The 13,865-nt window shown below is 45.7% G+C and carries 9 protein-coding genes and 1 pseudogene; all 10 read right to left on the bottom strand.

What is annotated here, in order from left to right; translation table 11 throughout:
• Positions 1 to 153: 153 nt before the first annotated feature.
• Positions 154 to 1,977, bottom strand: coding sequence for a cache domain-containing sensor histidine kinase (locus ACBP55_RS13960; RefSeq protein WP_464652370.1), 1,824 nt, complete (start codon positions 1,975 to 1,977; stop codon positions 154 to 156).
• Positions 1,977 to 3,002 (bottom strand): response regulator transcription factor, encoded by a 1,026-nt coding sequence (locus ACBP55_RS13955; protein WP_464652368.1) that lies wholly within the window; start codon positions 3,000 to 3,002, stop codon positions 1,977 to 1,979. The genes ACBP55_RS13960 and ACBP55_RS13955 overlap by 1 nt, the downstream gene beginning before the upstream one ends.
• Before the next feature lie 163 nt (positions 3,003 to 3,165).
• Positions 3,166 to 3,993: a carbohydrate ABC transporter permease gene (locus ACBP55_RS13950; RefSeq protein WP_464653314.1), complete on the bottom strand. Its 828-nt coding sequence runs from the start codon at positions 3,991 to 3,993 to the stop codon at positions 3,166 to 3,168.
• Positions 3,994 to 4,060: 67 nt separating this feature from the next.
• A pseudogene (locus ACBP55_RS13945) lies at positions 4,061 to 5,018 on the bottom strand (ABC transporter permease).
• A gap of 573 nt (positions 5,019 to 5,591) precedes the next feature.
• Complete coding sequence (locus ACBP55_RS13940) at positions 5,592 to 5,903, bottom strand: sensor histidine kinase (protein ID WP_464652366.1); 312 nt, start codon at positions 5,901 to 5,903, stop codon at positions 5,592 to 5,594.
• On the bottom strand, positions 5,824 to 7,407 hold the full coding sequence (locus ACBP55_RS13935) for a cache domain-containing sensor histidine kinase (protein ID WP_464652365.1): 1,584 nt from the start codon (positions 7,405 to 7,407) through the stop codon (positions 5,824 to 5,826). Before ACBP55_RS13935 ends, ACBP55_RS13940 begins: the two co-directional genes overlap by 80 nt.
• Complete coding sequence (locus ACBP55_RS13930) at positions 7,404 to 8,420, bottom strand: response regulator (RefSeq protein WP_464652363.1); 1,017 nt, start codon at positions 8,418 to 8,420, stop codon at positions 7,404 to 7,406. The genes ACBP55_RS13935 and ACBP55_RS13930 overlap by 4 nt, the downstream gene beginning before the upstream one ends.
• A 39-nt stretch (positions 8,421 to 8,459) precedes the next feature.
• The gene (locus tag ACBP55_RS13925) at positions 8,460 to 10,826 is read right to left on the bottom strand and encodes a glycosyl hydrolase family 95 catalytic domain-containing protein (RefSeq protein ID WP_464652362.1); all 2,367 of its coding nucleotides are present in this window, start codon (positions 10,824 to 10,826) and stop codon (positions 8,460 to 8,462) included.
• A gap of 144 nt (positions 10,827 to 10,970) precedes the next feature.
• Complete coding sequence (locus ACBP55_RS13920; protein ID WP_464652360.1) at positions 10,971 to 12,530, bottom strand: type 2 periplasmic-binding domain-containing protein; 1,560 nt, start codon at positions 12,528 to 12,530, stop codon at positions 10,971 to 10,973.
• A 147-nt stretch (positions 12,531 to 12,677) separates the two neighbouring features.
• On the bottom strand, positions 12,678 to 13,859 hold the full coding sequence (locus ACBP55_RS13915; protein WP_464652358.1) for an alpha/beta hydrolase family protein: 1,182 nt from the start codon (positions 13,857 to 13,859) through the stop codon (positions 12,678 to 12,680).
• Positions 13,860 to 13,865: the final 6 nt, after the last annotated feature.

Below are 13,865 nucleotides of genomic sequence, written 5' to 3'. Positions count from 1 at the left end.
TCTTTTGTTATCTTTATGATAGTTTCTTGAGAAAGAGCGAGCATACTAGTTTTTTAAGCACCTATTCAACTAAATTATGGTACAAGCCTTCTTTTACACAAAAAAAGAGAAATAAAGATAACGCTGCAGCCCTGCAGCCGTACCATTATTTCTCTAAATCGCAGCAGAATTGGATAACAAGTCCATCTCGCCGTTCTTGCTCGGCATTCGCAGTGTGAGCTTCGCGCCAGGCATAGACTCATTGCCCGAGATGGAGAGCCCGTATTTATCGCCAAATACGATTTGAATACGGCTGTGTACGTTCAACAGGCCGATACCTCCCTCCCGCCCTTCGCGTTCTGGCAAGTGGGTATGCAGCTGCTGAACATTCAGCTTCGCTTGAAGATCCATAAGTCTCTCAGGCGTAATACCAGCGCCATTATCGGTTACCGTCACTACGAAATCATCGTTGTCGATGAATGCATCGATGCTAATCTGATGGTGACTTTCAATCCCCTCGGGGAAAGCATGCTTAAACACATTCTCAACCAACGGCTGCAAAGTAAGCCGCACCATTTTTTTCAATAATAGCTCTGGAGGGATCAGCACCTCAATTTCGAATGTGTAACCTAATCGATAATTCATAATGTTCATAAAGTGCAGCACATGCTTCAATTCATTGGCTACAGTAATTTCCTCCAAGTCGGCTCTTACCGAATAACGCAGCATGTAAGAAAGAGAACGGACAATCTCCTTGATCTCCTGGGAATCCTGGACGACAGCATAACATACAATCGTTTCCAACGTGTTGTACAAAAAGTGTGGATTGATTTGCAGCTGCAAGGCTTGGAATTCGGCTGCTTGCCTTCTAAGCAAATATTCTTTATTCTTCAACTCCTCAGCATAGACTTGCTCCATCAGCTCTTGTAATCTGGTAACCATCATATTGTAGCTAACAAACAGGCGGTCCATCTCGTCTGTCCTTCCACTGAGAGCTACACGTGTCCAATCACCCTTTTCCGTTCGGCGCATCCCGCTTTCCAGTATTTTGATTGGCCGTATGATAGATTGCCCGAACCGGTAGGCAAGAATCAAGGCGATCATTAAGGCAATAGCACAGGTGATTAGGGTCGTTTTTCTAATATTCATGACCGGTGCTCTAAGCTCGTCCAGCGGCAGGGAAGCCACCAGCGTCCAACCCGAATACTCGGATCTACGGTTAAAATGTACACGTTCTATTTCGTCCTTATAATTAAAAATGCGATTTTGATTTTCCTTTAACTTTGACAACAACTTAGTATCCAACTGCGTACCGATCATCTCGGCTTTAGGGTGGTAAACAATTTTGCCGTTGTCGTTAACAATGTAAAAATAGCCGGTCTCTCCTAGGCGGATACCCTTCCATAGCGATGTAAGCTCTTCGATGTTTAACTCAATGCCAAGGATTCCCTTGAATACCTTCGATGTCTGGCGATCGGATATTTTGCGAGTTAAGGCAAGCTTCCCGTCCAAGAAACTCCAGTCCATAATGGTCAATTTTCCGTCGTTTTTCGTAATCTCCTTTAATGATTCCAGGTTGTCCAGTAACAGGGAATGGTTGAAATCGGTTTCTGAGTTATGGTCATAAATGCTCAGTCCATTATATCCAAGCAAATAAACCATGCTAATTTCAGGATTATTGATAAAAAGGGGTTGGATCACCTTTTCTTTAATAGGTCTGATCGACAAAAAGTACGAGACAAAGTTATTGTTGTCCAGGTTCAAAAAATCCTTCACACTCGTCGAAGTCAATATGGACAACGTGGCTCGATCGTACTTCTTCAAATACATATCCGTATGGTTCATTGCGTTATCGACGATTTGCGTCAAAAGCTCGTTGGTTTGCTTATCCACCTCTTTCGAAGACTGCACGTAGAGTACGAAGCCGACAATGGATGAGGAAATGACGATGACAATAACGAAATAAGCGAACATTCTAGCCGCCATGCTGGATCTCATTATTTGATCCCCAGCATACTGCGATATTCAGTGGGCGAGCAGCCCGTCATCTTTTTGAAAATTTTCGTGAAATACGGATAGTTTTGATATCCGATGGTCACACCGACGTCAACAACCTTATAATGAGGGATTTCAAGGAGCCTTTTGGCCATCTCAATCCGTTTTTTCATGCGATATTGAACGAATGTCTCATTCGTCATTTTTTTGAAAATGTAACTGAAATACGTCGGTGCAAGCCCCATCTTCTCAGCTACTTCCTCCAGACTGAGTTCTTCCGAAATGTGATTGTCAATGTAGGCTTTCGCTTCCTCGAACAAACTTTTCTGATTGCCGCCTCGCCAGTGAAATAACTGATTATATAATCCGCCTAATTCCGTTTGCAAATAAGCAATCGCACCTTCTATCGTATTCAGTTGTGCAGGTGAAGGATTGGTCATAAAGGTAACCATACCGTGAGCGTTAAGTTTTTTAACTAAGATTTTCAACCCGTCCGCAATAATCTGCTCTAACTGCTGGGCTTGGATACCTTTGGTCATATCCCCATGCTTCCAGTCCTCTATGAGACTGTTAAGCGCATCCAAATCCGCAGACCAGATCGTCGCTTCGACGCGTTCCAACCACTCTTCCACCTTGAGAAAAGAGATGGGGACAGTCTGATCCTGCTGCAGCAGAAGTTTATTTAGGACAGGGTATAATTCATGTTCTGTAAGCGGTTTCAACAAGTACTCTTTGACTCCATAGGTCAGACACTTTTGTGCGTAGGCAAAATCATCGTAACCCGATATAACCACAATGGGGACATTCACGTTCATGTCCTGAACCTGTTTGCACAATTCAAGTCCATCCATCTTCGGCATCTGTATATCGGTCAGCAGCATATCTGGACGCTGCTTATTGATTTGCGCGAGAGCCTCTACCCCATTCGCCACGACGATAGTGCGAAATAATGGGTTACACTGCCTGACTAACTGGGCCAGACCCATCCGAACCATCGGTTCGTCATCTACAATGAGGATTTGTTTCATCCGAGTGCACTCCCTTTTAAGCTGGGTTTATAAGAATCTTTGAAAACATTTTACCACAGTCCGAATTCATAGGTAATCTTATTTTAGAGTATACGCCTAATCGCCAAACTGTCATTATGTTTAATTACGCTCCTATTTGTTATTTTACACTTCATCCAGTTGTCTACGATTTAATAGATCCAACCATCATTCCTTTGATGAAATGCTTTTGCAAGAACGGATATACCAACAAGATGGGTAACGTTGCAACGACGATAACAGCCATCTTCAGCCCCTCGGGAGAGACCATGAGCTGCAGCTCCGATGTTACATCAGCAGATCCCAGATTGTCTGTAATGACAATTTCGCGTAACCGGACTTGGAGCGTAATTAGCGAACGTTTGTCAATATAATAAAGGGCTTGTGAATACATATTCCAGTTCGAAACGGCATACATAATCCCCATCGTTGCCATAACCGGCTTGGATAGCGGCAGGACGACATTCCAAATCATTCGAAACTCACCACATCCGTCGATACGGGCAGAATCCAGCAATTCACCCGGAAGATGGATAAAAAAAGAGCGCATAACGAACAGATTAAAGGCGCTAATCGCTGAAGGAATCATCAGCACCCAAAGTGTATTAAGCATATGCAGATTTTTCAAAAGCAGGTAATTCGGAATCAGTGGGGCATGAAAAATCATCGTAATCAGCACAAAAAACAGTGCAGGTTTCCGATACAAATATTCTGGACGGGATAGCGGATAGGCTAAGCTTGCCGTAGCGGCCAGATTGATCAGCGTACCGAGTACGGTAATCGTCACACTGTTTCGCAGTGCCATCCAAATGGTTGAATCCTTCAGGATCATATGGTAATTCTCAAGGGTGAATCCGACTGGCCAAATACTGACGGTTCTGCTATTGATAGCCACGGCGTTACTGAAGGATTGAGCGATGACGTGAAGAAGCGGAAGAACCATGGTAAGACTAATCACAAACAGCAAGATCATGTTAAATATCTGAAAAGCCCGCTGACTCGGTGTTGTAATCACACATCTCACCTCCATTTTTTAATTGTTAGTACAGACTCTCGCCCGACGCTTTTTTACTCACGGTATTGCCTATCATGATGAGAACCAAACCAACAAGCGATTTAAAAAGCCCGATGGCCGTGGTGAAGCTGTATTGACGATCGACCAAGCCTGCTCTGTACACATAGGTATCTAGAATTTCTCCATTTTCACTGTTAAGCGGGTTCAAAAACAAGTAGACGCGTTCAAAGCCGAATTCCATAAAATGACCGATGTGCAGCAGCAAAAGTATGGTGATTGTCGGAAGTATCGATGGCAAGGTAATCGAAATGACCTGACGGAACCGCCCCGCTCCATCGATCTCAGACCGCTTCATACAAATCCGGATTGATACCTGCAATCGCAGCCAGATAAATAATCGTTCCCCAACCACTGTCTTTCCATATGCCAGAACCAATCAGAATCGAGCGGATGTAACTGTTCTCGCCCATAAAGTAAATAGACTCTATATGAAACCAGCCTAGCACTTGATTTACCATCCCTGTTGTTGGGGAGAGCAAACCAATCACAATTCCTCCGACAATGACCCACGACAAGAAATGAGGCATATAAATGACGGTTTGCAACAACCGCTTGTACCCATTGAACCGAATTTCATTTAGCAATAAAGCCAGAATGATGGGTACAGGAAAGGCAAAGATAAGGTCATACAGCCCGAGATACAGCGTGTTTTTCAAAATAACCATAAACTCTGGATACGTAAATAAACGTTTGAAATGGATCAAACCTACCCAAGGGCTGCCTGATATCCCCTTAAATATATTGTAATTTTGAAAAGCAATCGAAGAACCGAACAAGGGGATATACTTGAAAATGGCAAAATACAAGAGCCCGGGAATCGAAATCAGATACAAGGGCCAATACTTCTGGATAAATGCCCGCTGAGACCGAGCATTCGCAAACTGGTACTGTGTTTCTCCGGAAATATCCGTTTTCGAAGCCATGTTGTTATTACTCCTTTCCGTTAATCACGTTGATAGGATATGGTCCAATCTTACTATGGCCCGCTGCACGTAAACATGTGATTACTTTGACGCTTCCTGTGTTTTCTTTGGATGAATTTAATTCCAATAGACGAAAAAAGCAGCCTTAATGGCTGCTCCGATTATATAAGACTAGAAATAGCCTTTTACGTCGTAGTTTCCTAGTGCTTATGGGATTTAGTGATGTTTTTCATCGCTAATGAAGTACAATTCCGCCTCGCGTCTACTTTAGTGATGAAAAACATCGTTACCGAACGGGAAACGGACTATTTCGGCTGCACCCCTTCTTGTAAGCATGTTTTTCATCGCTATGGAGACACTTTTCCGCCTTTCGCCTACTTTAGTGATGAAAAACATCGTTACCGAGCGGGAGACGAACTTTTTTGGCTAATCTACTCGGCTTTAGTCTAGGAACGAGTGCGAGACAGCCATTTCTGCCTTCTCAGGACACAAAATACTACTCTCTGCTTCTCACTGCGCTTTAGCACCATTGGCGGCCCATTACATAAGGGGGTAAGCTTCTTTCGTCCCTGTTCAATTTCTCGGCATCCGCATGATCAGCTTCGTTCCATGGCCGATCTCGCTCTCAATCTGTAAACCATACTGCTCACCGAACACCATCTGAATCCGGCGGTGCACGTTAATGATACCGATGCCGCCGATCCCTTTCGTTGAGCCGCTTCCCCCGCTTTCATGATCAGCAAGCCGGTTTTCGCTAAGCTTCTCACGGAGCTCACGCAACCTTGATTCGCTAATCCCCGCTCCATTATCCTCTACACTGATCCAGAACGTCGTAGGGTCTTCGCCAGCTTGAATTCGAATAATAATGCCTGTCCTCCAGACCATCCGGGAAAGCATGCTGCAGCGTATTTTCCACCAAAGGCTGAAGAGTCAGACGAACCATATTGCGAAGCAAATACGCGGGGTCAATGTCCACTTCGATATCGAACTCTCGGCCGATCCGGTGCTTCATCACAACTAGATAATGCATGACATGCTTGAGCTCATTTGCGACTGTGATTTCTTCCAAATGGGTCTGCACCGAATACCGAAGCATATAGGCCAGCGCCTTCACAATCTCAGTGATTTCATGACTATCCTTAATAACTGCGTAACAGACTATCGTTTCTAGCGTGTTATATAAAAAGTGCGGATTAATTTGAAGCTGCAGCGATTGGAACTCGGCTTTCTGGCGTTCGATCCGACTCTCCTGATCCCTTAACTCGGCCTGATACACTTCATCGACGAGCTCCGAAAGTCGGCTGACCATCAGATTATATCGACTGATCAGCTCTACAATCTCATCCCGGTGATTAGGCAGCGGCAGGATGACCCAGTTTCCTTTCTCCGTTTCACGCATCGCACTTTTCAATTTGCGAATCGGACCTGTTATCGACTTGCCGAACCTAATGGCTAACCACAAGGCAAGAATAAGCGTAAAACTACCAACGATAATGGTTGTAGTTCGAATCGTATCCGTAGGTTTGCGCAATTCATCAACAGACATAGACACGACAAGCCGCCAATTACCATAATTGGAATGACGGCTCATAAACATCCGCGATTTCCCTTCAACTTTGGACGTAAATGCATGGGGGCCCGCATCGAGCACTTGCTGCCCTATCGCTTCCGGTATCGCTTCGCCGATCTGTCCTGGATCTGGATGATACACATAGTTGCCATCCCCATCCGTAATGAAGAAATAACCGTCGCTCTCCAAATCGATGCCCTTCCATAGCTCGGAAAGCTCGGATGCCCTCAGTTCAATGGCGAGTAATCCCTTAAGTTCCGTTGAAGAAAGCCCACGAATGCGACGAACGAGCGTCAGTGTCTGATTTTTTAGATCCGGTAAAATACTATGATTCAGAACGCTTAAACTTCCATTCGCCGTCGTATTATTTTTGAAGAAGGCTAACTGCTTCTGGATTTCATCCTTCGTAAACGATCCCGCATTAATCCCATTGTAAACATACATGGCATTCCCGTTGAAGCTAATTAAGAAAATGTCGGCAATTTCTGGATTTCTTATAAAAATAGGCTCGATACCTACTTCTTTGACAAGTTTACGAAGCTCGTAATACGGATATCCAATCTCTCCTTCTGGCAGATCAATAAACCGTTTGACATCGTTATTGCTTAGAAGAGACACCATCGAGCGCTCATAAGCGCGAATATACAGGTCTGTATGATACACTGCATTGCCTACGACTTGTGTCAACTGCTTTTCAACTAACTGTTCCAACTCTCGCGAAGAGGCTCTGTACGAAAAGTACCCCACACTCGTCAAGGAAATCAAGATGACAACCAGATAGGATAGGTACAGCTTTTGGTATAAATTGAAGTTTTTCATTTAATCCCCATGGAGCTGCGGTACTCTGACGGGGACATCCCGTAAATTTTTTTGAACGTTTTTGTAAAATGAGGATAGTCGTCATAACCTACTTCGGATGCGATATCAAATGTTCGCTTATGAGGAATGGACAGCAAATCCCTCGCTTTCTCCATTCTTTTATGCATCCGGTAGCTCACGAACGTTTCGCCCGTCATCTTTCTAAATAGCGTACTGAAATAAGACGGAGTGATGCCGACCAAGTCCGCAACCTCAGATAAGGTAACTTCTACAGACAATCGCGTATCGATGAACACCTTGGCTTCTTCCATAGGATCTTTGTAATTTCCTTGTCTTGAATGTAAAAGTTCCTTCATTAAGGTTCTCATGCGGCACTCAAATGCCAAGAACAGATCCTCTTGCGTAAGTGCACGCAGCGGCTCTTGTAAACCTGACATGATAAATTGCTTCTTCGTTTGAAAATAGGTGTCCAGCAGTAACAGCACTTCATCCAGTAGATGCTTCAACTGATTAACCGTGAAGTGGCAGCAGTGCTTTCTCCACTCCGCCAGGAGCCCGTTTATTTCGTCTGTCTGAAGTGACCAGATACTCCCTTTCATCCGTTCAATCCACTCTACATACCCAGAAACCGATATAAAACCTTGCGATTGCAGCTTAAGAATCTGGTCGAACATGTCGTGTAAATCAGGCGGTGTGACAGGTTTCAATAAATAGTGCTTAACCCCGTAAGACAGATACTTTTGCGCATACTCAAAATCGTTATATCCGGAAATGACTACCTTAAGTAGATGAGGATGACTATCGTGCAGCTTCCGACAAAGCTCTAAGCCGTCCATTTTCGGCATGCGTATATCCGTGATGAGCAGATCAGGTTCCAAAAGTCCGATTCGGTCGATAGCCTCAAGTCCGTTAACCGCCGTTTCTATCGTTTGGAAGGAATGTGCATATTGTTGTGCCATCTTCAACAGGCCGCTGCGAATGATCGGTTCATCATCTACAATCAATAATCTCATGCTTCAAGCCTCCACCTTTCAAACAGCGTGAATTACTCGTCAAGGCCTCAAAATTACAGATAAATGAAGGGGATCCTCCGAAATCAATACATGCCTCAGCTTCGAATGGAACATCAAGGAACTATCTTTAAGACCAACGGCTGCTTCTGGAAAAATAAGATCCGTCTGTTTATTGCCACGCGTAGAGCGCAGCATAATATCAAGCCGGCCCTCAGAGACATCCCATTCCAAGGTACACTCAACACCGCCTCGTGATAATAGCGGACCCGCTTTTCCTTTTTTCCAACGAGTAGGCAGCGCAGGCAATATATGAAGCTCGCCGGGAATTGAAAAGAGCAGCATCTCCTGGATGGCTGACGTCCATCCCATATTCGCATCAATCTGCACGGGTGCCCAATCCATGTCGACACCAATTCCCATACCGCGCCAGTCATTATGCAGCGTGATCAGATTGTTCATGACACAAGAGCGGCTCAATGTCTCTAGACATTCGAGCGCTGAATCGCCTTGGCCCATTCGAGCATAATTATTCGCCATATGCGCTAGCGACCAGCCTGACTGTTCTTTAAGCCCAAGACCCAATCGTTTCTCAATGGATTTGACGAAAGCTTTGAACAGAACAGGATCACTCTCCCGCGTCACCTCGGTTCCTGGAAACACAGGATACACATGTGATTCATGGCGGTGATGATCGTTATCCTCATAGAAAGGATGCATCCATTCTCTAACGGCTCCGTCTTCGGTGATCTGATAGGGTGGAATGCGATCAAGCATATTCTGCCATGTCGGAATATCTTGCGTATACATCCCAGCTGCGTGTGCCCCTTCGATAAGATGAGTCAACAATTCCTTGGCAGTGGCAAAGTCAATCGTCGCATTCATCGTCGTGCCCATCGACATGCCAGGGCCTTTCCAATAATTCCCTGGCGTATTCTCCGGTGAATTAGACGGGGAACTCATCCAATTTCCGTCATCACCCATCGTAAAAAAGTCCTCATAGAACAAAGCAGCTTCACGCATGAATGGCAGCGCCCGATTTCGCAGGAATTCCAAATCTCCGGTATGCAGATAGTAGTCATAATAATGTTGGCTGACCCAGCCCGCTCCCCCGGTCCAATGTATAATGTGCGGTGAGGTATGCTTCAAGAGACCTGAACCCGGCACGCTTGGAGCAGGAATAAAGATGCCTCGACAGCCATACAGCTGTCTGGCATTGACCCGGAAATCCGCCATTTGCTCATCCATGTAATTAAAGACGGCAAGCAGCAGTTCAGTCATGTTGCCCGACAAGGCCTGCCAATAGATCATTTGTAGATTTTCATTCACCATGTGAAACGCCCAAACAGCGTCATAATCACCGCACCACAAGCCGTATAAGTGGCAGGGCTGCCCATCTGCGCGCGAACTGGAGATCAGCAGATATCGCCCATAAGCCCACATTTTCTCCATGAGTGCATCCGGTGTTTCTCCTTGATAGGCTTGCAGCAGCAGCTCTTCGTTGGATAGCTCCCGTCCTTCCGCAGCTAAGTCAAATACCATCCCCCGAAACAAGCGGCTATGCTCAAGTACGTGATCTGAAAGCAGCGTTTCATAGCATGATGAGACTCCTTTTAGCTCCTCATCCAATCTGCGCCATTCATTTGAACGGTCTCCATGGCTAAATAGCTTGATAATAACCAGAATAGAATCCGCAGTTTTCACGGTCAAGCCATCCTGTCCAGCCTCAGTCTGTCCACCCTGGCATATGACGCGGGCCACACCACCGAAATCGCTCCCCTCCGGATGTCGTGCCGCATAAAAGATCCTATCTCCCGTACATGTCATTTCTTCGCTATCGGGAAACACAATTCCTGGCTTCCGATAGTCTCGTTTATCATGAAGCTGCAACCGCAGCCGCGCATCTATGGATTGCGGCCCCCATTTACGGATTTCAACTACGACTGCATCCTCTGTTCGGGATACAAACAACCTCCGTTCGTACCGGGTATCCCCATCTGTCCAGCCTACCGACACTTCGCCAGTCTCCATTTGAAGCGTTCGCTTATAGGAACGAAATGCTTGGCGCAGGGGCATGAAGATCTTCAGATCTCCTAATGGCAGCGGGGAAGCTAGCTTTGGACGATACCCCTGCTCTTTTAGCGCATCTGGCAGCACTTTGTCAGCTTCAGGGGCTTGACCTTCATTCAGCAAACGGCGCACCTCTGGCAATCGATCGCTAACATCCGGCAGCTGCAAGGTTTCTCCGCCCCACCACAAGTCTTCGTGGTTCAGCAGAACCGTCTCTTCGTGAACCCCTCCGTAGACAGCCGCACCAATCTTTCCGTTACCAGAAGGCAGTGCTTCCCGCCATAAAGAACGCCACCAGGAAGCCGGATAGTTCATGGAGATGAGATGTTTCGTGTTCATAGATTCGTAACCTCCTTGTTTTATGTGTACTGGGCTGTCCAAAAAATGAGCGAATAAAGCCTTTTCGTTCCGCCAAGATCAACTCTTGCCCAAAAGGACCTCCCCCTATTGGCGGAAGTCCTTATAGATACGTGTATGAGCAGCTCAACCTCGATTGCTCGAAACAATCACGCCTGAGCCTTTTTTATAACGCTCCGACGCTTCCTTCAGAATTTCATTTCCGCCTTTGCTCTTATATTCTTCAATGACTTTCGGCCAGTCTGATATCGGCTCTTTGCCGTAGATCATTTTGACCATATGGTCGATGACCTGTTTAGGTCCAACGTCATCTCCGAGCGGCGCCAAATCCGGATATCGGGAGAAGGATTCAAGATTGGGTACAAAGCGTACCGATCCAAGACCCTCTTTGGAAACGACAGTATCCAAATACTGCATCATATCGCGGCCTTCTGGTGTCAACTCTTCTCTAGCTTTGTTGTACTTGGCATCATGGACGAACCAGAACATGCCTCGGAATCCATCCTCATCAATCTCCTCTGGCTTGGTTGGCGGCGTAAACTTAACCTTGCCATTCTCCATGGAGTACGTATCACCCTCGATGCCGAAAGAGAAATATTTCTCTGCTTCCGGTGTCGTCATCCATTCAAAGAATTGAATGATTTTAATGGCCTTGTCCTTCGATAACTTGCTATTCAAGTAGTAGGAAGTATTAATGCTGGAATACAGTAAGTGACCTCCTCGATTCTCAGGTCCGCGCGGAGATGGAATAATGTCGATTTTCGCTGCGGGTACGGCCGATTTAACTTTATTACGGTAATTGGACAATCCCGCTGCGTTGGCCGACCACATCCCGACCTTGCCGGCATCGATGTTCTTGCCGTAGTCCGTAGAGGAAATGGAAGCAAAATCCTTCGGAATTAAACCTTCATCGAACATGGTTTTGTACGCTTGAAGTGCTTTTGACATATTCTCTACATCAAAAAATTTCGGTACCACTTGATCTCCCTGCACTTCGAATTGGGACGGAAGAACATCATACGCTCCTAATAGGGTATCCGCATATTTGAAGTTCTCACGCAATTGATAGGGGTTTTCGACACCAAGTTTCTTAAAAGCTCTCATCACATTTAAGAAATCATCAACCGTTTTTGGTGCTGGCAGACCCGTTTGAGCGAGCAGATCAGCTCGAATGAAAGTCGCACGTCTTGATGGATTTGACAACCAAGAAGGAATCCCATAGATTTTTCCGTTGAAGCTCGTTTCTTGCCAAGCCTCTTTCGGTACCGCTTTCATAATATTCGGGGCATATTGTTTGAGCAGGTCATCGAGCGGCATGAACACACCGGCTTCTACGGAGCCAGACATGCCTTTTGTGGTAGCGCCTCCAACATTTTGCACGACATCAGGAATATCGTTGGAGGAAAACATCAAAGACATTTTGGCATCGAAATCTTTGAGTGGAATCATCCGGATGTCTAGATCCGCTTTGGTTAGCTCCTCGAGCTTGTTAACCCACTTTTCTTTATTGACATCCGCTGATTTCTCAGCATATTTATTCCCTGACGTCGTGATCGACATTGAAAATTTTAACGGTTCGTTGACCTTTGCTGTCTCACCTTTCTTTTGTGCAACTTCACTACTGCATCCTGAAATTACGCTGATCGCCAAGACACCGAGCCATACTTTACCCCATATTTGCTTCACGCGCCCACCTCTTTTTCAAAAATTTTACAAGTTTCACTTGGTTATTCCTATCATAATCTTCCCAATAACCAATAGGCATGTATTTTTTTACACTGCTCTTGTGTTTCTTTTGGAAAAGGATAGATTGTGATTTCCCTTCAGCTTTCCTTAGGAAGCAACAAAATAAACAGGCGTACTAACGATACATCCTCGCTCATCTGTGATTTGAATGAAATAAGCCGTCGTATCTTCCGCAAGAATCGCATGAATTTCATTTGTGGAATGGTTGATATCTGCTTCCTTGCTGAACCATTCCACCTCGAACCAATTCGAGGTATTAGAGGCATAGCGTAATTCAGCCTTTACTACGGGAATTTCCGAAGTAAACATGACCTTCACCTTAAGCCCGCTAATTTCTTGCTGCGAAATCTGAGTGAGTGCTGGCCCCCCAAGTGTTATATGATCTGCGAACGTATAAATTTCTTGAGGCTTCCATCCGGCAGCATGGGAATGTCTTAAACCAAATTGAATGCTAAGGCTCGATGGGTTCACACCACGCTGTGAGGCTTGATAAGATTTGCTGAACAAATGAAGCGGAAAATGAGGATCATGGCTCCAGTTCACCCACAGCATCGGGATCGAAATGCGATCGAAATAAGCTGACGGGTCCCACGTTTGCTTCATCTTTTCGGCGACGTCTGTAGGCATCTTAGCAAAACCTTGACCATACTGATTGCTCGCCTCGTATAAATATCCACATCCATACACAGGAATAGCAAAGGAAAAGCGTTCGTCTACTCCGGCCACGAGACTGGTGACGATTCCACCCCAAGAAATCCCGTGAACACCGATCTTAGTCCTGTCAACCGTATCCAAGTAACGCAGGATAGAGTGGGCTAGAATGACATCGGCAACTGCATGATACATCCATTGATCTTCTATAGGAAGCTCATAATCTGCGAATTCTCCTTGTCGGGACGGTCCACTCCAATCGTGTCCAGGCCGCAGACCATCGCTGTTCTTATCGGCATCTATGTGCCCTTCTAGATCCATAGCGATGGCGGCATATCCCCGATCCACCCATATCCGTACCCATTCTTTGAATGCGGTCCCCCCTCCACCGTGCACCAGAACCACACCCGGGACTTTGGCATCCAAGGTTGATTCGGGTACGGCATAATAAGCAAAAACGCGGGTGGGCTTTCCTTGATAAGGGAGCCCTTCATAAAATATCGCCTTGATATCTCCTTCGTCCCTATCAGGAACAGGAAACACGCGCGCTGCTTGATCGAGCGCTTCAAGATTCCATGGCAGAGAATGGTTACTGGCGTGCTGCTTATCGTGATTCATTCGATT

Source organism: Paenibacillus sp. WG02 (assembly GCF_055396115.1).
The sequence above is the reverse complement of the archived record's forward strand: the minus strand, read 5'-3'. Positions and strand labels throughout refer to the sequence as shown.

Bases quoted from the DNA above. Each gene is read 5' to 3' on its own strand.
- ACBP55_RS13960 (WP_464652370.1), bottom strand. From the start codon at position 1,977: ATGAGATCCAGCATGGCGGCTAGAATGTTCGCTTATTTCGTTATTGTC.
- ACBP55_RS13955 (WP_464652368.1), bottom strand. From the start codon at position 3,002: ATGAAACAAATCCTCATTGTAGATGACGAACCGATGGTTCGGATGGGT.
- ACBP55_RS13950 (WP_464653314.1), bottom strand. From the start codon at position 3,993: ATGATCTTGCTGTTTGTGATTAGTCTTACCATGGTTCTTCCGCTTCTT.
- ACBP55_RS13940 (WP_464652366.1), bottom strand. From the start codon at position 5,903: ATGGTCTGGAGGACAGGCATTATTATTCGAATTCAAGCTGGCGAAGAC.
- ACBP55_RS13935 (WP_464652365.1), bottom strand. From the start codon at position 7,407: ATGAAAAACTTCAATTTATACCAAAAGCTGTACCTATCCTATCTGGTT.
- ACBP55_RS13930 (WP_464652363.1), bottom strand. From the start codon at position 8,420: ATGAGATTATTGATTGTAGATGATGAACCGATCATTCGCAGCGGCCTG.
- ACBP55_RS13925 (WP_464652362.1), bottom strand. From the start codon at position 10,826: ATGAACACGAAACATCTCATCTCCATGAACTATCCGGCTTCCTGGTGG.
- ACBP55_RS13915 (WP_464652358.1), bottom strand. From the start codon at position 13,859: ATGAATCACGATAAGCAGCACGCCAGTAACCATTCTCTGCCATGGAAT.